The organism is Rossellomorea sp. QJM3NY_18 (assembly GCF_056173145.1).
Window position 1 is genome coordinate 3,851,192 of the sequence record NZ_CM149659.1, and the last position, 23,286, is coordinate 3,874,477.

The 23,286-nt window shown below is 46.5% G+C and carries 20 protein-coding genes and 1 riboswitch; of the genes, 3 read left to right on the top strand and 17 right to left on the bottom strand.

Annotation, left to right across the window (positions count from 1 at the left end):
• Positions 1–207: 207 nt before the first annotated feature.
• The 5 genes from AC0VXY_RS19920 to AC0VXY_RS19940 form a co-directional block, all read right to left on the bottom strand.
• Entirely contained in the window at positions 208–1,737 is a 1,530-nt protein-coding gene (locus tag AC0VXY_RS19920) for an AbgT family transporter (protein ID WP_475526293.1), read from the bottom strand.
• A gap of 172 nt (positions 1,738–1,909) precedes the next feature.
• Positions 1,910–3,217, bottom strand: a complete 1,308-nt coding sequence (locus tag AC0VXY_RS19925) for a hypothetical protein (RefSeq protein WP_475526294.1) — start codon at positions 3,215–3,217, stop codon at positions 1,910–1,912.
• Positions 3,218–3,220: 3 nt separating this feature from the next.
• Complete coding sequence (locus AC0VXY_RS19930) at positions 3,221–4,453, bottom strand: M20 family metallo-hydrolase (RefSeq protein WP_475526295.1); 1,233 nt, start codon at positions 4,451–4,453, stop codon at positions 3,221–3,223.
• Positions 4,450–5,769, bottom strand: coding sequence for an amidohydrolase (locus AC0VXY_RS19935; protein WP_475526296.1), 1,320 nt, complete (start codon positions 5,767–5,769; stop codon positions 4,450–4,452). The genes AC0VXY_RS19930 and AC0VXY_RS19935 overlap by 4 nt, the downstream gene beginning before the upstream one ends.
• Positions 5,766–6,968: a M20 metallopeptidase family protein gene (locus AC0VXY_RS19940; RefSeq protein ID WP_475526297.1), complete on the bottom strand. Its 1,203-nt coding sequence runs from the start codon at positions 6,966–6,968 to the stop codon at positions 5,766–5,768. Before AC0VXY_RS19940 ends, AC0VXY_RS19935 begins: the two co-directional genes overlap by 4 nt.
• A 265-nt stretch (positions 6,969–7,233) precedes the next feature.
• Here AC0VXY_RS19940 and AC0VXY_RS19945 point away from each other — a divergent pair, with 265 nt between their 5' ends.
• Together AC0VXY_RS19945 and AC0VXY_RS19950 are read left to right on the top strand one after the other, a co-directional pair.
• On the top strand, positions 7,234–7,848 hold the full coding sequence (locus tag AC0VXY_RS19945) for a hypothetical protein (RefSeq protein ID WP_475526298.1): 615 nt from the start codon (positions 7,234–7,236) through the stop codon (positions 7,846–7,848).
• A gap of 21 nt (positions 7,849–7,869) precedes the next feature.
• A complete protein-coding gene (locus AC0VXY_RS19950; protein ID WP_475526299.1) occupies positions 7,870–8,388 on the top strand; it encodes an SEC-C metal-binding domain-containing protein in 519 nt (172 codons plus the stop codon).
• A gap of 108 nt (positions 8,389–8,496) precedes the next feature.
• Here the strand turns inward: AC0VXY_RS19950 and AC0VXY_RS19955 are convergent, their stop codons facing one another.
• The 12 genes from AC0VXY_RS19955 to AC0VXY_RS20010 all read right to left on the bottom strand — a co-directional run bounded on the left by AC0VXY_RS19955 (position 8,497) and on the right by AC0VXY_RS20010 (position 20,729).
• Positions 8,497–9,843 (bottom strand): ABC transporter substrate-binding protein, encoded by a 1,347-nt coding sequence (locus AC0VXY_RS19955; RefSeq protein WP_475526300.1) that lies wholly within the window; start codon positions 9,841–9,843, stop codon positions 8,497–8,499.
• A gap of 79 nt (positions 9,844–9,922) precedes the next feature.
• Positions 9,923–10,735 carry a carbohydrate ABC transporter permease gene (locus AC0VXY_RS19960; RefSeq protein WP_475526301.1) on the bottom strand — a complete coding sequence of 271 codons (813 nt, stop codon included), beginning with the start codon at positions 10,733–10,735 and terminating at the stop codon, positions 9,923–9,925.
• Positions 10,732–11,643 carry a carbohydrate ABC transporter permease gene (locus tag AC0VXY_RS19965; RefSeq protein WP_475526302.1) on the bottom strand — a complete coding sequence of 304 codons (912 nt, stop codon included), beginning with the start codon at positions 11,641–11,643 and terminating at the stop codon, positions 10,732–10,734. The genes AC0VXY_RS19960 and AC0VXY_RS19965 overlap by 4 nt, the downstream gene beginning before the upstream one ends.
• Positions 11,640–12,773: an ABC transporter ATP-binding protein gene (locus AC0VXY_RS19970; protein WP_475526303.1), complete on the bottom strand. Its 1,134-nt coding sequence runs from the start codon at positions 12,771–12,773 to the stop codon at positions 11,640–11,642. Before AC0VXY_RS19970 ends, AC0VXY_RS19965 begins: the two co-directional genes overlap by 4 nt.
• Before the next feature lie 590 nt (positions 12,774–13,363).
• On the bottom strand, positions 13,364–14,179 hold the full coding sequence (locus tag AC0VXY_RS19975; protein WP_475526304.1) for a MetQ/NlpA family ABC transporter substrate-binding protein: 816 nt from the start codon (positions 14,177–14,179) through the stop codon (positions 13,364–13,366).
• Between the two features lie 21 nt (positions 14,180–14,200).
• Positions 14,201–14,866, bottom strand: coding sequence for a methionine ABC transporter permease (locus AC0VXY_RS19980; RefSeq protein ID WP_475526305.1), 666 nt, complete (start codon positions 14,864–14,866; stop codon positions 14,201–14,203).
• The gene (locus tag AC0VXY_RS19985; RefSeq protein WP_475526306.1) at positions 14,856–15,869 is read right to left on the bottom strand and encodes a methionine ABC transporter ATP-binding protein; all 1,014 of its coding nucleotides are present in this window, start codon (positions 15,867–15,869) and stop codon (positions 14,856–14,858) included. Before AC0VXY_RS19985 ends, AC0VXY_RS19980 begins: the two co-directional genes overlap by 11 nt.
• Positions 15,870–15,939: 70 nt before the next feature.
• Positions 15,940–16,045: riboswitch (SAM riboswitch) on the bottom strand.
• 186 nt (positions 16,046–16,231) lie between these two features.
• Positions 16,232–17,221, bottom strand: a complete 990-nt coding sequence (locus AC0VXY_RS19990; RefSeq protein WP_475526307.1) for a LacI family DNA-binding transcriptional regulator — start codon at positions 17,219–17,221, stop codon at positions 16,232–16,234.
• A gap of 91 nt (positions 17,222–17,312) precedes the next feature.
• Complete coding sequence (locus tag AC0VXY_RS19995) at positions 17,313–17,501, bottom strand: hypothetical protein (protein ID WP_475526308.1); 189 nt, start codon at positions 17,499–17,501, stop codon at positions 17,313–17,315.
• 115 nt (positions 17,502–17,616) lie between these two features.
• Positions 17,617–18,447 (bottom strand): carbohydrate ABC transporter permease, encoded by an 831-nt coding sequence (locus AC0VXY_RS20000; protein ID WP_435989181.1) that lies wholly within the window; start codon positions 18,445–18,447, stop codon positions 17,617–17,619.
• Positions 18,448–18,479: 32 nt separating this feature from the next.
• Entirely contained in the window at positions 18,480–19,382 is a 903-nt protein-coding gene (locus AC0VXY_RS20005; RefSeq protein ID WP_435989180.1) for a carbohydrate ABC transporter permease, read from the bottom strand.
• A 111-nt stretch (positions 19,383–19,493) separates the two neighbouring features.
• Complete coding sequence (locus AC0VXY_RS20010) at positions 19,494–20,729, bottom strand: sugar ABC transporter substrate-binding protein (protein WP_435989179.1); 1,236 nt, start codon at positions 20,727–20,729, stop codon at positions 19,494–19,496.
• A gap of 386 nt (positions 20,730–21,115) precedes the next feature.
• Here AC0VXY_RS20010 and bglX point away from each other — a divergent pair, with 386 nt between their 5' ends.
• A complete protein-coding gene (gene bglX, locus AC0VXY_RS20015; RefSeq protein ID WP_475527909.1) occupies positions 21,116–23,275 on the top strand; it encodes a beta-glucosidase BglX in 2,160 nt (719 codons plus the stop codon).
• The last annotated feature ends 11 nt before the right edge of the window (positions 23,276–23,286 follow it).

The window sequence follows — 23,286 nt, forward strand, 5'->3', positions numbered from 1 at the left end:
GTAGATTCGCCACCATCTACCAGTATACAACAGGATTTGTCATAATAGTGTAAAAATAGGGTAAATTACCGTATTTTTTGTTAGCGCTTTCATAAATTACAAGTAAATTTGAACGAAAGAAAATGAAAAAAGCCCACAGGTTCACCAATAATGTGACTCACCAGTGGGCGAAATATTTTTTCTAGTAAAATAGTACTTTCTCGGTTCCTACAAGTAAACTCCAACCCCTGGTCCAAACGGTATCCCCAATAACGCAAACGCCAGAAGCAGTACGATCCAAACCGATAAGAAGGCAATCGTATAAGGCAGCATGAGGGAAATCAGGGTTCCAAGCCCCGCTTTCTTGTCGTATTCCTTCATAAAGGCAAGAATCACAATAATATAAGGGTTCATCGGCGTGATGATATTCGTGGATGAATCGGCAATCCGGTAAGCCGCTTGAACGAACGCCGGGTTATATCCGAGGGTGGCAAACATCGGAATGAAGATCGGTGCTTCCAGTGCCCATTGGGCCGACCCGCTAAAGATTAATAGATTGAGTAATGCCGTCAACAGGACAAAACCGATGATGCCTGCTAGCCCCGTCATGTGGATGGATTCAAGGAAATTCGCTCCGCTGACGGCCACCCATGTCCCGAGGTTCGTCCAATCAAAGTAGGCAATGAACTGCGCTGCCGCAAAGATGAGGACGATATAGCCGCCCATGTCTTTCATGGCTTCCGTCATGTACTTCGGTATGTCTTTTGTTGATTGGATTTTCTTCACTGTCACTCCGTATGCGACACCGATAATGATGAAGAATAGTAGAGTGATCGGAATGATACCTGATAAGAAGGTAGACGGGATGAGTCCGCCATCTTCATTTCGCATCGGGGAATCCGGCCAAGCGATGGAAACCACCAATAATACGATAAACGCCAGTCCAGAAAGCGTTGCGTTGCGTAGCGCCTTCCCTTCTAATGGACTTTCTTCTTCCAGTACTTTGTCGACTTTTCCTTTGTACGTTCCGAGTCTAGGTTCCACGATCTTTTCTGTGACTAATGCACCGACGACGGTCAGGAACACGACTGATGCAATCATGAAATACCAGTTATCCACCGGCGTCACGGTGACATCGAAGGCTTTTGCCGCTTCTGTTGAAATCCCTGCCAGTAGGGCATCGGTTCCGGTGATGACGAAGTTTGCCGTGAATCCGGCCCCTACACCCGAGAATCCTGCGGCAAGTCCTGCCAGTGGATGTCTTCCCACTGTGTAGAAAATCATGGCAGCGAGGGGAGGGATAATGACAAACGCCGCATCTGACGCCAGGTTCCCCATGATCCCCACCATGATGACCGCATATGTAATCAACCCTTTTGGAGCATTCAGTACGGTTTTCTTGATGGCTGTTTCAAGCAGTCCCACTTTTTCGGCGAGTCCAATACCGAGCATCATGGCAAGTACGAGGCCAAGTGGTGCGAATCCCGTGAAATTATCGAGCATGGAGGTGAGTATGTACTGAAGACCTTCTCCGGATACCAGGCTTTTGATCGCCAGCACTTCCCCGTTTTTCGGGTGAACGACCGTGACGCCTAAACTGGAAATAAACCACGAGAATAATACGATGAAAACAGATAAGTACACAAATAGCATAAATGGGTCGGGGAGTTTATTCCCAACCTTCTCGATTCCGCCTAAAAAGCGAAGAAATCCCTTCTCCTTCTGAGGTGGATTCGTTTCTAGATTCGGGTTTGTCATGAGGTCACTCCTTCGTTTAATGTTTTAAGGAATAATTCCTTTTTACTTCCGTTAATAAGTATTTCGATATTGAACGCCTGATTCCTCTTTATTTTATAAAATTTATTAGAAAATTTTTAATTTATTGATTATGAAAAAAAGACCTCATCCTGATTGGAATGAGATCTTTCTCTTATAACTGAAAACGATACAATTTACGGGGCCTTCCCCTGCCCCCGCTTTGTTCCTCACCACTGATTTTCACAATCCCGATGCGCTCCATTTCCGTCAGGATCCTCCTGCCGTTCCGTTCCGTGCTTTTCAGCCAGCGGGATAGGTCCTGGGAAGTAATCTCTTCCTTATCATAATGACGGGAAAGAGATAGGATTTTCGAGACAATCGCAGAACTGACCGTTGCCTCGTTGAAGGCTGCCTTCCATTCATCACCCAGGTTGTTCAGTGAGTAGGTGACAGGTTTCAAGGACGGGAGGATTTCCGTGACGGTCTTATCTTCATTCACGCTTACAACAATAGCGGACTCGTGCTTTCTCGCATGCTGAAACGCAAGACGGACATGGTGTTCTGCTTCTAACACGGTCACACCGAATCCGAGTCCCACGCGTATATCCAAATCGGTATGAGCCTTCACTTCCTGAGTCAGGGTAGAAAAAATCGACTCCTCCTTATGAAGATCCAGTTCCCCTCTCGTTGTATAGACAAAGAATAATCCATCTCCCAATTGCACCATGGATCCATTGATCTTCTGGGCGATATGAAGGAGGTTCCGTTTCAGATCCAATTCCTGATGCTTCATTTTATAAGAAAAATGGGACTCGTCGAGGGTCTGGGTGGAATAGATCACTTCAATCCCGACGATCGCAATCTGGGATTTACGATATTTTCTGGATTGGGCCCTTTCCAATAAATATTGCAGGATCATCCGGATCGATAAATTCGTCGGCACCACGCGGTAGCAAGGAATGCCCATTTCAGTCAGGCTCTTTTGTACACTTTGAATGCACGTGATGGCCACCTCGATTTCCCTTTTTTCATAAAGGGAACGGTGATACTCGACAAGCTGCTCGGCACTCCGATATCCTTCATAAGGATAGCTTGCGATGTCGATCCCATCAAAAGAATGGAACTTGACGGCCGTTTCAATTTCCTGCTTTGAAATCGTGTCGATACTGATTTTCTTAAAAAGCGTCTGTTCTTTCATTTGCGCTTCCAATAATGCACCGAAAAAGCTGGATCCGTGTAAGGGGGGAAAGCTTCCTTCCTTATCAGTGATCCACCCTTTCTCAAGGGCATAGTAGAATGGGGACTGTCCGGAAAAGAACCATTGATCGACAAGACCACGATTCTTCTTCAGAATATGTTCGATCTCATCCACCTGATGATAGGGGAAATTCACGAGTTCAATACGGTCAAAATGCGTTGCTACATGATTGATCCGTTTGATCGAATCATCCGGACCGATGACACCAATTTTAATCAACAATGATTATTCACCTGCTTCTTGCTTCAATACTTCAGCTAGAATCTCGACTCCCATAGATAGGTCCTTAAGCGTGCTATGCTCCATCGGATGGTGGCTGATCCCTTTTTCACAAGGGATGAAGACTAAGGCGGATGGCCATTTCGTTGCCATATTCATGACATCATGTCCTGCCCCGCTGTCCATTTCATAGGATGGGTATCCGAGGCTTTCCCCGGCTCCCATCACCCTGGCTGTCAGCTTCTCATCCAAAAGGATGGAAGGGTTATCTACAAGAGTTTTCACTTTGATTGTAACATTAAAGTCATTCTCTAAGCTTCGGCATTTTTCGATTATTTTATCAGCCATCGATCTCTTCAGGTCATCGTCGACAGACCGGATATCGATGCCCGCTTCTACGTAACCGGGGATGACGTTCATGACATTCGGCTTTACGTTCAGGGTGCTGACGGTTGCCACCATTGGTTTCGGGGATTGACGGGAGAGCTCTTCCGCTTCCCCGGAAACGAATGAAATAAGGGGGGCAAGGGCCACAAGGGCGTCAGTCCGTTTTCCCATTGGGGTCGTACCCGTGTGCCCGGCCATTCCTTCCACCTTCACCTTCAATCGGATCGGGCAGGCGACGCCCCGGACGATTCCGAACCGTGCTCCATGATCTTCGATTTGGGTACCTTGTTCGATATGAAGTTCGATGAAAGAAAGGATGTCGTCTTGGGATCGTTCGGCATGTTGGACCGTTGACCAGTCCAGGCCAGTGGATTCTACCGCTTCTTTAACCGAAACGCCATGACGGTCCGTTACCGTTTCAATGGCCTTATCCAGAATTCCTGCGACACTCTTACTTCCAATGGTGGAAACACCGAAACGGGCCGATTCTTCTGAAGCAAAGCAAACTACTTCTATAGAATGGTGCGGACTGAACCCCTGTTCTTTCAGGGTTTTCACGGCACCCAGACTGCAGAGGATACCGGCCGCGCCGTCATACCCTCCTCCATTTTCAACCGTGTCGAGATGAGATCCCGTCATGACAACGTGATCCGTCTCCCCCTCCCATCTGGCAAAAAGATTCCCCGCCTCGTCTCTCCGGACAGATAATCCTAAGCTTTCTGCCATGTTCCGGAATACGTTCATAGCTCCCAATTCTTCCTCTGAGTATCCTAACCTTGTAAATCCGTCCCGCTGTTTCATGGTATCAACTAGATTCAACATTTTTATAGTAGTATCAAGCCAATCTTTCAACGTGCAACCTCCTCTTTTTGGTGAGATAGTTTTAAAATAAGACGGGCGAAGGCATCTACCGCCACCTGCAGGACCCCTTCTTCGAAATCGAAGGCGTGATGATGATGGCCGTTTTTCAGTTCGGTCCCGAACACCATGAACGTTGCGCTCCCACCCTGCTTCTGTACTTCATTGATCATGTACGTTACGTCCTCCGATGCTTTTAGAGGTAAAACATCATGAATGTCCGAGATGATCGGGCTTGCTTCCGCTGCTTCGCGTAACAACCGGATCCATTCTTGATTACATTCTGCTTCCACCGTATCCCCTACTACATCGATCACGGTTTCCACCCCATACAATTCACCGGAAGCCTGGAGTATTCGCAGGGCTTCTTTCAACATGTACTGATTGATATCAGTAGTTTCACCCCTTGTTTCCATTTCAAGATGGGCTTCATCGGCAATGATGTTTCGCCCAGCTCCTGCTTGAAGTTTCCCGACATTGATTCTTGACGCCCCATCGGAATGACGCGGGATGGTATAGAGATGGAGACTTGCTGCTGCTGCTGAAAGCAGTGCATTCTTTCCTTTTTCAGGCTCGAGGCCGGCGTGTGCCGCTTTCCCTTTATAGGCGACATTGATTTTGGAGGAAGCAAGAAATGAGTTTGTTGTCGCATAGACATGACCGAGCTTTGTATTCCGGATTCCAATATGACCGCTTGCAAAATAATCGACTTGATGGAGCCAGCCCTTTTTCACCATGGCTTTCGCTCCCCGTCCCCCTTCCTCGGCAGGTTGAAAGAGGAGGGTGAACTTCCCGGAAAGCTGGTCTTTGTATTGAGTTAAAAAGGTGGCGACACCGAGGCCAATGGCAGCGTGTCCGTCATGGCCGCAGGCATGCATCACGCCTTCATGGGTAGAGGTGAAATTCTCTCTTGCAGGAAAATGGCCCGGGTCAGTAGACTCCCTGATGGGCAGGGCATCGATATCGTACCGAAACGCCATATGAGGACCGGGCTGACCTGTATCCAATGTGGCGACCAGCCCTGTATGACCGCCTCTCATTTTATCCAGCCAACTTTCCTCCACCCCTTCCATCCTGGCACGTTCCTCTTGTAGATGAAGGTATTCCTTTGGAGGGACTCCCAATCGGTCGCTTGATTCCAAGGCGTCCTTTCCCAGATGTATCGTGAATCCGAGATCCATCAATTCTTTCCCCAGGAGATAGGTAGTGACATATTCCGTGAATCCGAGTTCAGGCTTTTGATGAAGGGTTCGCCTGAAAGCAGTGAGACCCGGCGCTATTTCTTCCATGAACTGTTCAAGTGATTTCATCGGATGGAACCCTCTTTCTCAAGTCTCCCCAAGGCATCCAACGCAAGCTGAACCATTACTTCAACCCCTTTACTTAATGCACGTTCATTCAATTTAAAGCGGGGGTCATGGAGGGGATATTGAGGTTCTGTCTCTTTCACTGACGTTCCTAGCCAGTAGAAGGCTCCGGGATATTTCTGAAGGAAACGGGAGAAGTCTTCCCCTCCAAGAGATGGTGATATGGTTGGTGTTGCGTTTTCCCCAAGCACCTTCTGAGCGGCATTCCTTACTTCATCTGCCCATTCAGGGGAGTTGACCGTTGCCGGATATCCATCCAAATAGTCAATGGTCATGTGAGCATCGAAGCTTTTTCCCACTCCTTCTATGATGGAATAAAAGCGACTCTTCACCATTTCTTTCACTTCCGGTTTGAACGTCCGGATCGTCCCTTCCAGGGTCACGCTATCCGCAATGACATTATAGCGGTATCCACCTTCGATTTTACCGATGGTGAGGACCGCGGAATCAATGGGATCAGTGTTTCGGCTCACGATGGTCTGGAGCTGGGTGATGAGGTTATTGGCGATGATGATCGCGTCATTAGTTTGGTGGGGCATACTGGCATGTCCGCCTGAACCTTTGACCGTGATCTTGAAGCGGTCTGAAGCACCCATGATTTCGTTATGTAGCACCCCGACTTCCCCTGCAGGAAGGTCCGGCCACACATGCTGTCCGAATATGATGTCAGGCGTGAATTCGTCGAAGACCCCATCGTCCATCATTTGTTGGGAACCTCCTATTGGGGCATTCTCTTCAGCAGGTTGAAAGACAAGGAGGATCGTGCCCTTTATTTCCGATTTCAACTGATTGAGGACTTTTCCTGTCCCCACAAGCATTGCCGTATGGGCATCATGTCCGCAGGCATGCATTTTACTGGGAACGGATGATTTGTATGGAAGCTCATTTTCTTCCTGGATCGGCAGGGCATCGATATCTGCTCTGAGTGCTACCGTCCCTCCCGGCTTTTCCCCTTTGATGATGCCCAGTACGCCAGTCTTGGCATAGCCTGTTTGATAAGGGATGCCAGCTTCCGAAAGCTTCTGCTGAATCGACTTGGACGTTTCGAATTCCTCCCCACTCACTTCCGGATGCTGGTGAAGATGTCGTCGCAAGGCAATGACTTCATTCTCTACTGATTGAACAAGCTGTTTTATATCCATGAAAAAATCTCCTTTTTCGGTCGAATGATTATTTAAGGAAAAGTTCCTTAATAATACCGTTAATATATACATTCGCTACCAAGACGGGAAATCCTTTGAAGTTGGGAAAGTTTTTTTGAGGGACGGACCTCTCGGTATTTCTATTAAAGCCCGTTACTATCACGATTTCCCCTTCTGGAGTTGACATAACTGAGGTCCGTCCCTCTTCCCTTTTCCCCTCCCACCCATTACACTGAAGGAAATACTTATGATAAAGGATGTTTGTATGAACCGTTTTGTAGAGAGGGCAGAGCCTTATTTTTTGAGTGAGGACCCGTTTGTGCAGAGGTATGCGATTGAAATGTTAGAAGGTTCCAATTTGGTTGATGGGGATACATTTTTAACCGGGTTAAAAGCCCATGACCGGGGACAGGTTTCTGAATATTCTTCGCCTATACTCCCTTACTTAATGTACATGCCGTTGAATGAGGAAGGAATGAAGGAGGTAGTCAGTCGGTTGAAAAGCCTGAGCAAAAGGGATACCGACGTACTCTTCTACATTCAATTATTAGCGAATGCCGATACAGAATTGCTGATTAAGTACAGTAACGAAGTAAAATCTTTTATAGATGAAGGGCAACTGAAGAAAATTGCAAAGCTTCCTGCTTTAAAAAAAGAGGAATTATTCTTGGAACTTGCTGACATCATGTTTTATTTGAATACGAATGAGTATGACCAAGTGTATTTTGACCATGGGAAAAGGGTCATTCAGGAGCTAGTTAAGAAAGACGAAATTAAAAGCGGGGAGGTACAGATTGAGGGAGATGAGCTAGTCGGCTTCGATCTAGTCTACTCAGTATTTATGGCTGGGGAAACCCGCGAAGAGAGCGCCATCCCGTAATTGGTGAACCTTTTTAAAAACGTGGAAGCAGAAGATTTGCTGTTGGAGGAAGTGGCCAATGCACTGGTGAAGATAGGGACAGATCAGGTGGTGCGCGAGGTTGAAAAAGTAGCTCACTTTGGGAACACCTATTTCTATACACTGGATGTATTAGGCAGAATAAAGAGCGCGGAGGCGGAACAAGCACTGTTACGATTATTTGATCAAACAGATGACATTACCGCTAAAACACTGATAGCAGATTATTTATGTCAGCAGTTATCAGCTGACTCGATTCCCAAAATCGAAGCACTCATCGAAGAAGGTTATGATGAAAACATGCTTTGTCTGGAAGAATCCCTATACGTGAACTGCGTCATGAACGGAATCCATCATCCGAAACTTCCACAGTGGAAAAGCCTCATCGAAGAAGTGGAAAAGCATTCATTGGATGAACAACCACTTCTCGTTACACAACCCGTCCAAACAGGAGACAAAATCGGACGCAACGACCCCTGCCCATGCGGAAGCGGGAAGAAATATAAGAAGTGCTGTCTATAAGCGAGGGACGGACCTCCGCATTTTTATGCGGAAGCCCGTCCCTATCACGTTCTGCTATTCCATTACGATGAAAATGGAGGTCCGTCCCTCCAATGTCATTTCCCTCATTTATTGCTTCGTCTTATTCGCAATCTCTATTGCCCGGTTCGTTCCTTCCGCAGCCTGATCCAGTGCTTCCTGCGGATCGGTTCCCTGATACAGGTTCTCCAACGCCGTGACGACTTGCTGGCGTGATTCAGGAAAAACGGAAATCAATGCTCCCTGTGTCGCGACAGATGGTTTTGTCTGTTGCAGCTGGTCGACAGTCACTTTGAACTGCGGATACTTCTCCCACTCCTTCTTTACAACGTCTTCATCATAGGCGGCAGGATTGATGGCGAAGTAGCCTGTTCCTATATGCCATTTCGCCTGGCTTTCCGGTGTTTGCAGGTACTTCATGAATTCCCATGCGGCATCCTGCTTTTCTTCTGAGATACCCTTCGACATCCAAAGCGATGCTCCTCCTATTGCCACTCCTTGGCGTTCCACTTCCTCAGGATAAGGAATGAATGCAACTCCCACTTCAAATGGTGAACTGTTGATTGCGTTCGCTACACCTGCGGATGAATCCAGGTACATGGCGACTTTCCCTGTTTGGAAGGCGGCACGGATATCATCCCAGTTCGTTCCGTAGTTTCCGAATGTCCCTGCTTTGTTCATGTCATCGAGGAACTTGAAGACGCGCATTCCTTCTTCCCCATTGAATACTGCCTTCGTTGCATCCCCCTCGCGGCCGTTTTCTTCATTTACATATAACCCGCCTTGAGTAGCCACAAGCTGTTCAAAGAACCAGCCGTATGTGAGCATAGAGAATCCGTAGCGCTCATCTTTCTTTGTCAGCTTGGCAGCAGCCGCCTTCACTTCCTCAAAGGTTTGCGGTGGATTTTCAGGGTCGAGCCCTGCTTCTTTGAAAGCATCTTTGTTATAAATCATTACCGGTGTAGAGGAGTTGAAAGGCATTGAATACAGCTTTCCATCGACTGTATAGTAGTTCAGGATGTTCTCCTCAAGCTGCGAGACATCATAGTTATCCTTATCGATGAACGTCTGCATCGGTTCGATAAATCCGCTTTCGATCATGTACTTCGTGCCGACTTCAAAGACCTGAGTGATCGCCGGCGCATTCTCGGTACCGCCTACACTCCTCAACTTTGTCAAAGACTCTTCATACGTCCCCTGAAATTCAGCATTGACCTTATACTTATCTTGAGAATTGTTAAAATCGTCAACGATTCCATCAAGCACTTCCTGGCCTGCACCTGACATCGCATGCCAGAAATTGATTTCCACAGGCCCGGAACTTTTTTCACCGTCATCGTCTTTCGGCTTTTGATTCTCACTGTTCGAGCAGGCCGTTGTGAAAAGCATCGTTGCCAACACACTAAAAACAAACAGCATTCTCAGCTTCTTTTTCATTTTCGGTAACACCCCTTTATTTTATTTATGGTTAAACATGCCTTTGTTCACTTGAGAGCAGAAGGCATGTGAAACACCACTACTTTAATGCTCCCTGCGTGAGTCCTTTTTGCAGTTGCTTCTGCCCGAGGAATAAAAGAAGCAGGGTCGGAATGATGACGATGATCACGCCTGCCATCACGACTCCCCACTCGGTCGCCATTTCCTGCGTCTGGAGTTGCTTCAGTCCGATTTGAACCGTTCGGACCGAATCGTTCGTCGTCACGAGGAGCGGCCATAGATACATATTCCAAGTGGTCAGAAATCCATATGCCCCGAGGGTTACGAGACTTGTTTTCGATACTGGAAGGATCACTCTCCAGAAGAAAGCGAACTTGCTCAAGCCAGCGACCTGCGCTGCTTCATGAAGCTCCTTCGGGATTGTCTTAAAATGCTGACGTAAAAGGAACGTCCCGAATGCCAAAGCGAAGAATGGTAGCGATAGCCCTTGATACGTATTGATCCAGTCCAGTTTTTGAATGGTAAAGAAGTTTGGGATCATCGTTGCTTCCCACGGGATCATCATCGTTGAAATGAACAGAAAGAAAATAAAATCTCTCCCCTTAAACGGGATGAACACGAATGCATACGCCGCCATGCTGCAGACGACGAGCTGCCCAAGCATGACACCGAATGACACGACAAAACTATTGACCAAGTATTTCATGAGTGGCAGGCGCTCGAACACCTTAAAATAGTTTTCCAGAGTAATAGACTGCGGAAGGAATTTCCCCTGGAGGATTTCCGAACCCGTCATGAAACTGATCATGAACGAATATAGAACAGGGAAAAACACGAGAAACGCAGAAACAACCAGTAGGACATACAACAATATTTTCTTCGGCATACTCATTGATAATGCACCTTCTTTTCACCGAGCTTGAATTGCAGGATCGTCACAATCAAGATGCAAATGAACAGGAACACCGCCTGCGCGCTCGCCGTTCCAAATTGGTAGTTAATGAATGCCTCGCGGTAAATCGAATAGACGATGAGATTCGTGGATTGTGAAGGTCCTCCTTTGGTCAGGATGTCAATTTGCCCGAATGTCTGAAACGCATTAATCAACGAAATCGTAATGATGAAAAAGAGTGTCGGCGACAGCATCGGGATTGTGATCCTCCTTAACTGGTACCAATACCCCGCTCCATCGATCCTGGCACTTTCGTAGAGGTACTCATCGATGTTTTGAAGGCCTCCAAGTAGAATTAAGAATGCGAAGCCGGTATTTAGCCAGATAGTCGAAATGGAAACTGATATCAGTGCCCATTCGGGATCAAGCAGCCACTGCACCTGCGGTAGATGCATAAAGCTCAGCAACCTGTTGAACATCCCGACGCTCGGATGGAACAGAAACAGCCAGACAACGGATGAAGCTGCCACCGATATCCCCATGGAAGAAGAGTACATCGTCCTGAAAAAACCGATGCCCTTCAATTTTTCATTCGCAATAAGGGCGAGAAAAAGAGCCAATATGATCCCAATCGGGACGGTATACAATACAAACAGGACGGTGGCCTTTATACTGTTTAGGAACTCGGGCGACTCGAGTAAATAAGCATAGTTTTCAAGTCCAACAAACACGGCGGCATTCCCCTGCTGATCGGTCAGGAAAAAGCTTAGATAAAGCGTCCGGAACATTGGATAAAATATGAACACGGCAAACAATAGAATAGAAGGCAGTAGATAAAGCATGGCGGTCCTGACGTTCAGCGACCTTTTCCAGAGGCTTGGCGATGCCGAATTCAGGCCGGACTTCATTTGAGCACCTCTTGATCAAACATATGGTTTTCAATATCCGACGGGGTTTTAACGATCTGCTTTGTTTCACTGTCAAAGAAGCAAAGAGATTTGTAGTTAACAACGACGGGGATCACGTCCCCCACATTTATCCTCCACTGTCCGGTCCATTTTGCCGTCCATTCTTTTTTGCCGAGCATAAAGGAAAAAATCGTTTCGTTTCCAAGCACCTCGACATTGATCACTTTGACATGGATTTTGTCCCCCTCTTCGGTTTCTTTTGTCGCCGCTTTTAAATGTTCAGGGCGGATACCGACAATGGTACGGCCTGATTTCAGGAATTTTTCATCATCTTTTAGCATGGTGATTTTACCATCAGTCCCAATATGAAGCTGTGACGTTTCCGAGTTATACTCCGCATCAGCAATATTCATCGGCGGAGAACCGATGAAGGTCGCCACGAAAGGATTCGCAGGGTTATTGTAAATATCGATCGGCTTCCCGATCTGCTGGATCTTCCCGTCATGAAGGATCATGATTCGGTCGCCCATCGTCATTGCCTCCACTTGATCATGAGTGACGTAAATCATCGTGATTCCCAATTTCCGCTGAATCTGTCTGATTTCAGACCTCATATGTGCCCTTAGTTTGGCGTCCAAATTGGAAAGGGGTTCATCCATCAGACAGATTGGCGCCTGATTGACGATGGCACGCGCCAGTGCGACCCGTTGTCTCTGTCCACCGGAAAGTTCGCGGGGTTTTCTTTTTAAATACGCAGAGAGGCCCAGCATCTGCGCCGTCTCATCACAGCGCGTCTTCCTCTCTGCCTTCGAGATTTTTTTCACATGGAGGCCAAAAATGATGTTTTCCTCGACGGATAAGTGTGGATAAAGGGCATAATTTTGAAAAACCATCGAAATATTCCGCTTGCTAGGCGGGAGGTTATTCACTTCCCTGTCCCCAATCTTCAGAACGCCAGCCGTAATATCCTCCAGCCCTGCAATCATCCGTAGCATCGTACTCTTTCCGCAGCCGGACGGCCCGACGAGCACAAAAAATTCCCCCGGATTAATGGAGACATTGATATTCGATATGACTTCATTCTTTTTGTCGTAAGATTTTGATACGTCAATGAGCTCAACTTTTTTCACATCTTCTTCCCCTTTCTTCGGTAAATAGCGATGTTTTAAAACGCTTTCATATTTGAAGATGTTTACCTGTTACAATGAGGGCTGATGTACCGGGCATAACCCAAACGTTTCTGCACATAAAAAGAATCACAAACATAACCTAGGTTCGCCTAAGCTCATGATGTGATTCTCCGGGCCTCTACACAAATGTATGAACATATCAGGAGGATTTGGAAGTAAAATTCCAGTATGAGAAAAGTATATGAGGTAGATTAGGGTTGTATGAATACATTTTCAACTGCATTACGAATGTGGAACTAATAAACGATCGATATAAAAATTAATAGATTCGGCAGGATAGAATTAACGGACCATTTGACATCCGTTCAACTTATAGAAAATATGATATCAAGAGCAGGTTGGGCGTACCATTCTGTTAAGAGCGAGAATACATTCACCTTCTGGCGGTTAAAACCATTGACTGCACTTTTCCTATCCTTCCTTTCTTGATGCACCTAACAGATGAGGGACGGACCTCCGCATTTTCATGCGGAAGCCCGTCCCTATCACGTTTCACTATTGAATTACGGTGAAAATCGAGGTCCGTCCCTCTACTCCATCCACTCCGGTTTGCCGAAGCCTTTGAAGTCTTTGTCGATGGTTTTTTCAAATTGGTCGGCTTCGACGACGGCTTTGATGTCTTTGGCGAGTTGTGAGTCAATGTCTTTTGTGTTCATGACTACTCGGTTTCGGTATTGGTCAGGCATGTCCTCCAATTGCAGGGCATCGAGAAGGTCCATGTCCGCTGCCAATGCGTAGTTGCCCGGAACCGCAGATAAATCGACACTGTCTACAGCCCTTGGAAGCTGTGCCGCTTCGATCGGTTTGAATTGCAGGTTTTTCACATTTTCATCAATGTCTTTTTCGGATACGGTCAATGGATCCGTGTCCGGTTTCAACGTGATCAGCTTGGAGTCCTCTAAGATTTGGAACGCACGTGCCGCGTTCGTCGGATCATTCGGGATGGCGATGGCACTGCCTTCTTTGATGTCCTTGATGGAGTCGAACTTCTGTGAGTAGATCCCCATCGGCGCCGTCGGTACGACAATCACTTCAGATAGGTCCATGTTATGCTGCTTCGCGAAGGTTTCCATGTAGATCTTGTGCTGGAACAGGTTCGCATCCAGATCCCCTTCTGCTAGTGCGTTGTTCGGCTGTATGTAATCACTGAATTCCTTCACTTCCACCGTGTAGCCTTTTTCTTCAAGACCGGGCTTGATTGCTTTCGTAACCATATCACTATATGGACCGGATGTGGCTCCGATCGTCACTTCTTTTTTATCTTCTGAGCTTGCCTCTTCTCCTCCGCAGGCTGCCAGTACGCTCATTGTTACCGCTAATGCTAATAATAAAATCCACTTTTTCACTTGTTGTTCCCCCTATAGTTGTTATCGTTTATCCACCAATCGTGCAAACACATCACCCGTATACTGGATGAGTTGAACCAAACAAATCAGGATGACCACGGTCGTAATCATCACCGTATTGTCATAACGGTAATATCCGAAGCGAATCGCCAGGTCCCCGACTCCTCCTCCGCCGACGATGCCGGCCATGGCGGAATAGGCGACTAAACTGATCGTTGTAATCGTAATGGCCTGAATGACCGCCGGACGCGCTTCCGGTAACAGCACGTCTTTAATGATCATCCATGGACTCGCCCCAACGGAAACCGATGCTTCAATAACTCCCTTATCAATTTCTCTTAAAGACGTTTCTACCATTCTCGCAAAAAACGGAATCCCAGCAACCGAGAGTGATACGGATGCCGCCGTCGGCCCGATGGTCGTCCCGGTTAATAGTTTGGTTAATGGTAAGAGGGCTACTAATAGAATGATGAAAGGTACCGAGCGTACCATGTTCACGACGAATCCGACGACCTTCTTAATCACACTATTTTGTAAAAATAAGCCCTTGTCTGTCACGAAAAGCAGAATCCCCAGGGGCAACCCCACCACAATCGCAACGGCTAGTGAAATCCCCACCATATACACCGTTTCAAAAAAGGCTATATTCAATTCTGGCAGTATAGCAGTCAATGAATCAGGCAGCATCCTCTAACACCTCCAGGTTTTGCGTCTTCGCCGTGATATATCGGATCGCCGCTTCGATTTCTTCAGCTGATCCGATCAGTTCCATAATGAAGATCCCAAGTGGGACATCCTGAATGTATTCAATTTTGCCGTGCAGGATATTCCCCCGCACCTTGTACCGCTGAAACACCTCTGATACGACGCTTTCCTCGGCGATGGATCCTTTGAACTGAATCTTGATGAGCTTCCCTTTTCTCGAGTCCACCAGATGCTGTGGCAGGTCGAATTGGAGAATCGTTTCGATGAACTGCTTCGTTAAAGGCTGTTTCGGTTCGGCAAACAGGTCATAAACGGGACCTTCCTCCACGATCTTCCCGTCCTGCATCACGGCCATCCGGTCGCAGATTTCCTTCACCACTTCCATTTCGTGGGTGATGAGCACGATCGTCAATCCCAGTTCCTTGTTGATCTTTTTCAACAGCCTCAAGATTGATTTGGTCGTATTCGGATCGAGGGCCGATGTCGCTTCATCACAAAGTAATACCGATGGGTTATTGGCAAGTGCCCTCGCAATCCCGACCCTCTGCTTCTGTCCCCCGCTGAGCTGAGCAGGGTACGCGTCGGCTTTGTCTGAAAGACCGACCATCTCCAGGAGCTCGACGACTCTCGGTTTGATTTTCGCTTTCGGTACATGCGCTGCTTTCAAAGCAAAGGCGAGATTATCAAACACCGTCTTCGACTTGATGAGGTGAAAGTGCTGGAAGATCATGCTCGTTTTCTGACGGGCAAGCCTTAGCTGCTTGGATGTGAGCTTCGTGAAGTCCTGTCCATCGATGATGATTTCCCCTGAATTCGGGGTTTCCAGTAGATTCAGGCAGCGGATGAGTGAGCTCTTCCCCGCTCCACTGTATCCGACGATCCCGAAAATCTCCCCCTTTTCAATGGTGACAGAGACGTTGTCGACACCGACCACCGTTTGCTTTTTCGTTTTGTACGTTTTTACCAGATTCCGAATCTCGATCAATGTGCACACCCCTTTTTTCTCCAATAAAAAATGCCTCTTTCAACTGAAAGAAGCATCGCCTGTTTATCTCGACTTATCTCTCAGAATGAAATCATTCTGCAGGAATTAGCACCGTTCCATTTCTGGAGGTTGCCGGACGTCATAGGGCCTGATCCCTCGGTCACTCTGGATAATTGAATGTATGTAATTTTCGAAAAATTTATCTTATAGAGGATAATACTGGGTATCGAAGGGGAAGTCAAGAGGTGATTTTGGTGGTTTTTTATGTAAGCGTTATCTTTGTTGTCCCGGCAACGAAAGATTTTTGTTTATATAAAAAAACGACCTCTCCCATCCAGGAAAGGTCAGGTTCTTCCACTAAGTCAACGAGTTTTCACCGAATCCCTCTCTATCAGCTCTGTTGTCAGCTTGTAATACGAATCGACCTCTTCCTTCAAGAGCATCTGAAAGATCAGGTGAACGGCAAGCGCACCCGCTTCATATTTCGGCTGCCTCATGGTTGTCAGTGGCGGGGACACGTATTCTGATAATTGGATGTCGTCAAAGCCAATGATGGAAATGTCCTCTGGAACAGAGATATTTTTTTCGTTCAGTGCCTGCAGGCCGCCGATGGCCATTTCATCATTCGCATAGAAAATACCCTGTGGGACATCCCGTTGAGCGATCAGCATTTTGGTCGCCTGATAGCCCCCTTCACGGGTGAAGCCCCCTGATACTTTCCATTTCGACTTATAGTCGATACCATGTTTGTCCAAAGCTTCCCGGAAACCCTGGAAACGAAGCTCGTTGTCATGGGAGTTATAAGGTCCGCTGATAAACGCGATGTCACGGCTCCCCCTCTCAATCAAGTGTTCAGTTGCCACGAAGGCTCCGTGAACATTATCGACTTCGATCTGGGTGACATAATCGCTTTTGATGCTCCGGTCGAGGACCACGATCGGAAAGCCTTCCCTTGCCGATTCCAGGATGGTCTCGTCATCGATATTATGGGCAAGGATGATGACGCCATCAACCCTTTTTTCTTTTAAAAATTTCACGGCGGTGGACTGTGCTCCCCCGATGGAACTGCAGGCGATCAAATCATACCCATTCGTCGAGGTCACATCCTGAACGCCCTTGATCAGTTCGGAATAGTAAGGTCCTGATAGATCGCTCAGAATCAAGGCGATGGTATTCGTGCTTGTCCGCTTCAAATCGGAAGCAAGCCCGTTTTTTTGATAATTCAATTGTTTGGCTGCCGCTAAAACTTTCTGTCGTGTTTCTTCACTGACTTTCTTACTGTTGTTCAATGCATAAGAAGCTGTCGAAACGGCGACTCCGGAAAGCTTAGCAACATCTTTAATGGTTGCCATAAGTTCACATCCTAATTGCTAAATAAATGAAGGCATCCTTCTTAACTGATTTCTTCTGTTCATTATACATGAAAGCGCTTCAAGTATTGGGTTATTTTTCTAATAAGTATACAATCGCTTCGTAGGGACGAAGGGTGTTGATGTCTGAAGGTCGTTCACTGGTATCGGAATAGTTGCTGATGATCACTTCTGCATCTGAATGATCAACATTTTCAGGAAGATGGAAGTCTGGATGATTACCGTAGAAACTCGTCGGTAAAACCGCCATGAATATCGTCATTCCATTGAAACGGTGTCCTGGCATTATCCCTGCCCTTCGTCCGGATCGATTTCATTTTTCAGTCAAAGAAATATACCAGGTACATCCATAAAGCTCTGTACCTGGTACACATTGATTACTTGATGCCTGACATCGTAAATCCTTCGACGATATATTTCTGGAAGAAGGAGAAGATGATGATGATCGGCACGACCATGAAGGCGGCGCCGGCCATCTGCAGGCCGAAGTTGTTGGCATATTGACCCTGCAGCAATGACAGCCCGACGGATAATGTGTAGAGGCTTTCATCATTGGCGATGATCAACGGCCATAGGAAGCTGTTCCACGCACCGATAAACGTAAGGATCCCCTGTACGGCGAAGATCGGCTTCGCAATCGGCACAATTAATCGGAAGAAAATATAGAATTCCCCTGCTCCGTCGAGTCTGGCTGCTTCAATCAGGTCCGTCGGGATCGTCGTCATGAACTGCCTGAATAAGAAAATACTGAAGGCAGCGGCCAGTCCCGGAAGCACAATCCCCGTCATCGTATTCGTCAGTCCCATTTCATTCAGTATCAAATAGACTGGGATCATCGTAACCTGTGCAGGAATCATCATCGTGGCAAGCACGATATAGAAGATTTTCTCCCTGCCCTTAAATTGATATTTGGCAAATCCATAACCGGCCATGGCATTAAAAAATAGACCGACAAAGGAAAATAGTACAATGATGAGCGTGTTCCGTAGATACACTCCAAAATTCATGCTTTCAAATAAATTCACGTAGTTTTCAAGGGTCGGATTTTCCGGTATCAAGCTTGGCGGTATTTGAAGCACTTCACTTTCAGGCTTGAACGAGCTTGAGATCATCCATATAAATGGCACGGATACGATAATCCCGCCGAGAGCAAGCAATAGGATGATTAACAGCTTTTCCGCTTTACTTTTCGTTGTTTTGGTTTTCATATATTCAGCCCCGATACTGTATAGTTTCATTCTTAATATTCTGTATCAGATTTTCTCATCTTAAATTGAAGAAGCGTGATGATAATGATGATGACAAACAGGATGAATGAGCCTGCGGCTGCATATCCAAATTCACTGAACTGGAATCCTCGTTGATAGATGAATAACGCCATTGAAATTGTCCCATCAAGTGGTCCACCGTTGGTCATAACGAATGGTTCCTCGAAGAATTGCAGCCATCCGATCAGCGTTGTGACCGTGACGAAGAAAGTGGCGTAGCGCAGTAACGGGATCGTCACATTCTTCAATACCTGCCAACGGTTCGCCCCATCCATCTCCGCCGCTTCGTAATAGGACTTTGGAATCCCCTGCAGGGCAGCAAGGAAAATGATCATATTGATCCCGATCCCTTTCCATACGGCTAACACAATCAACGATAGCTTGGCGATCGTTGGCTCTCCTAACCAAGGAATCTTCTCGACATCGAGTAAAGATAGTAAGTAGTTAAATAATCCGTATTCGGTATTGTATAAGAATCCCCATATCACGGCGACGGCAATGATGTTCGTGATCGAAGGCATGTAGTATACGCCGCGGAATACGGTAAACAGTTTACTTGTCCCATAATTCAGCAGCAGGGCGATCCCTAATGAGAAAACAATGACAAGAGGAACGCCAATGACCACATAAAACAATGTGTTGAAAATCGACTTATGGAACAATTCATCCGACACTAACGCCGAGTAATTGTCCAGGCCGATAAAGCTGACATTCGACCAGTCGGCAAGCCCTTTTAGGTCAAGGTCTGTGAAACTGATCAAAAAAGCTACAATAATAGGAACAATACTGAAAACAGTTAAAATGATCACTGCAGGAGCAATAAACATATAGGGATGTTTATTTTTGCTCATACTGTTTTTCCATCCATTGCTCATGATATCCCACCTATCTAAACGTACGCAAAATGATGTTAAAAATGGAGTTCAGGCAGTACACCTGTAACTCCATTTTATTCTTATGCCAGCGTCAGTTTTATTTAGTCTCTCTTACTTCTCTACGATTTCATTTGCTTTTTTGTTGAATTTCTCAAGCTCTTTGTCTAAATCGGCTCCACCGACCGTGATTTTCTCGATGGTAGATAGGAACTCCTGTGCAATCACTTCAAATTCCTTGATTTGCGGTGATGCTTTTGTATCTTCCAGTTGTTTACCGAAGACAGACAGCATCGGATCTTCTTTTAACTTAGGCTCTTCCCATGCATCGACGCGTGAAGGAAGGGTATTGGATACATCCAGCCATTCCATTTGCGTGTCCACTTTATTCATATAAGAGATGAATTTCAGTGATTCGTCCACATTCTCAGAATTATGGAAAACAGATAGATTGGATCCACCCATGCTTGATGTGTTCGTTTCTTTCTTAGGCATAACGGCTACAGCCCATTTATCCTTCAAGTCAGGTGCCTGATCGTTGATGATGTTGATCATCCATGGGCCGCTGAAGAACATTGGTTTAACGCCATCTTTGAATGCCTGTACGATATCGATTCCTTCTGTCGTAGGACTGATGCCTTCTTTAAAGTAGTCGGTGTAATACTCCATTGCTTCCTTGAATTCAGGAGAATCGAAGTTCATCTTATCCTTACCTTCAAATTCGTACCCATTCTGCCAGGCAAAGATGAATGGTGTAATCTGATCATTGCGGTCGATATCCAATCCATACACATCGTCGCCCCGATTATTCAGCTTACTGGCCGCATCCTTTAATTCATCCCAAGTAGCAGGAGCCTTGTCGTATCCGACTTCTTTCAATAGATCTGTGCGGTAGTATAGTACGCGTGTATCGATATACCAAGGGACACCGATGACTTTGTCGTCATACTTCATAGAAGTGACGGACCCCTCAAAGTAATTTTCAGGTTTGAATTCCGGGTAGTCTTCCAAGTATGGAGTCAAGTCCAGTAGTGCACCTGCATCTGCGAATTCCGGTACCCATGTCGTCCCTAATTGAAGGACGTCCGGGCCATTTCCTGAAGCGACTGCCGTAAGGAGCTTATCATGAGCATTCCCCCAAGGGATCGCTTGGATCTTGACAGAGATATCTTTGTTTTCTTCTTCAAACTTCGAAGTCATTTCCTTCAGCTTCTTACCTTCTTCACCCATCGCCCACACGGTGATTTCTTTCTTTCCATCCTTCGACTCACCATTGCCTCCGCAGGCTGTAAGAATCGTGGATAAAGCCAGAATACCGATTAGTAGTAAGGACCACATTGTCTTTTTCATTTCCCCATCTCCATTTCCATTTGTTTTGACACCTTTAAAAATGGTAAAGCGCATCAGAATGATCCCTCATTTAATAGGAGAGTTTATCTGTCATGAAAAATCATTCAAGTTATTGAAACGTTTCGATAACTATATTATAATCAAACGTGAATACGCTTTCAACACTTTTTTAAAAATTACTTGATTCAACATATCTACTGCCTGACAAAGGTGCCTATAACACCAGTAAAACACTGGTGTGTAGCAGTAAAAGGTAGTTAATGGATAAGAATGGACGGGTTGACTATCCGCTGAAACCCGCTTATAATTCAACTCAATTGTTCATCGAAACGTTTCACTAAAGTTAAAAAAATAAACGAATGAATCGTCATACGGAGGGTCTATCCATGAGGGAAAACAAGCTGCTTTCACTATTGAATCAAATGACATTGGATGAAAAAATCGCCCAGCTTATGCAGTTGGCCACACCTTTTTTCAAAGGAGCGAAAGAACAGGGACAAATCACCGGTCCTATGGCTGAAATGGGTGTAACCGGGGAAGTCGTTCAAAACAGCGGTTCCGTCCTCGGAGCATCGGGAGCGAAAGAAATTATCAACATCCAGCGCACGCACTTGGAAGAAAACCGCCTGGGGATCCCCTTATTATTCATGTCCGATATCGTCCATGGATTTAAGACGATTTTCCCTGTCCCACTCGCCATCGGATGTTCCTGGGATCTGGAGTTAACCGAAAAGAGCGCGGAGATTGCAGCAAAGGAAGCTTCCGTTTCAGGTGTTCATGTCACGTTTGCCCCGATGGTCGATCTTGTCCGCGATCCTCGCTGGGGAAGAGTGATGGAATCAACGGGAGAAGATCCTTTTCTGAACGGTGAATTCGCACGAGCCTTCGTCCGTGGTTTCCAAGGTCAGGACTTGACTGCTGAAGTGGAAAGGGTGGCGGCGTGTGTGAAGCACTTTGCTGCTTACGGCGCTTCTGAAGGCGGGCGTGACTATAATACCGTCGATATGTCTGAAAGAGAGCTTCGTGAGAATTATCTCCCTGCCTACCAGGCTGCACTTGATGAAGGCTGCGAAATGGTGATGACCGCCTTTAACAGTGTCTTCGGTATCCCTGCAACCGGAAACAAACGCTTGATGCGGGATCTTCTCCGGAAAGAGATGGGATTTGACGGCGTGCTTATTTCCGATTGGGGAGCAGTGAAGGAAATGATCCCCCATGGAGTGGCGGAGAACGAAAAGGAAGCGGCTTATAAGGCGATCACGGCAGGGGTGGATATCGAAATGATGACAACCGCCTATGTGAATCACTTAAAAGAGCTTGTAGAAGAAAAAAAGGTGGATGAGTCGATCATTGATGAAGCTGTCTTACGAATTTTACAGTTAAAAGAAAAGCTGGGACTGTTTGAAAATCCGTATCGCGGAGCAAACGTGGAGCGTGAAGCGGAAGTCGTCATGAGCGCAGAACATCGAAACGCCGCTCGGGAGCTTGCGGCTAAATCCTGCGTCCTATTGAAAAATGAACAGATCCTTCCTCTTCAAAAGGAACAAAAAGTGACCCTCATAGGTCCGTTTGCAGAGAACGGGGACATATTGGGACCATGGTCGTGGCTTGGTTCAAAGGACGAAGCCGTCACAGTAAAAGAGGGACTTCTAAAGAAAATCACCGACCTGTCCGTCGCCAAAGGCTGTGACATCGAAAGCATCACAGACGCCCAGGTGGAGGAAGCTGTGAAAGCAGCCGAAGACGCGGATGTGATCGTATTGACCTTAGGGGAAGGTTCGGAAATGAGCGGTGAAGCCGGGTGCCGAGCGAACATACAGCTCCCTTCTGCTCAATTACAACTTATAGGGCATCTGAAATCATTGGATAAGCCGATGGTTGCCGTTCTGTTTAACGGACGCCCCCTTGACTTACACGGAGTACTGGATGAAACAGACGCAGTGTTTGAGGCCTGGTATCCAGGTACGGAAGGCGGGAATGCCATTGCCGATTTGTTATATGGAGACGTGAATCCTTCAGGACGTTTAACCATGTCTTTCCCTTATCATGTGGGACAGGTGCCTGTTTATTATAATCATTTCAATACAGGCAGACCTCAAGGGGCACCTGATGCACAGGAACGGTATGTATCGCAATACCTCGACATCCCGAACGACCCGCTGCTGCCATTCGGGTTCGGCTTAAGCTACACCACTTTCACCTATTCCGGCATGACGTTATCACGGGAAACGATAAGCGAAAAAGAGTCCCTCGATATTTCCATTCAGGTGAAAAATGACGGTCCAGTTGCAGGTGATGAAGTCGTACAGCTCTATATCCGCGATCACAGCGGAGAAGTGATCCGACCTGTAAAGGAATTGAAAGGTTTCAAAAAAATCAGCCTGAAGCCGGGAGAAACGACAAACGTCATGTTTACGATTTCGGAAGAGCAATTAAGGTATCATCATTCTGACCTTCAATATACGAGCGATCCAGGTACGTTTACCGCTTTTATCGGAAGAAACAGCAAAGAGGTCACGGAGAAAACATTCACACTAACAAAATAGAAGAATCGAGG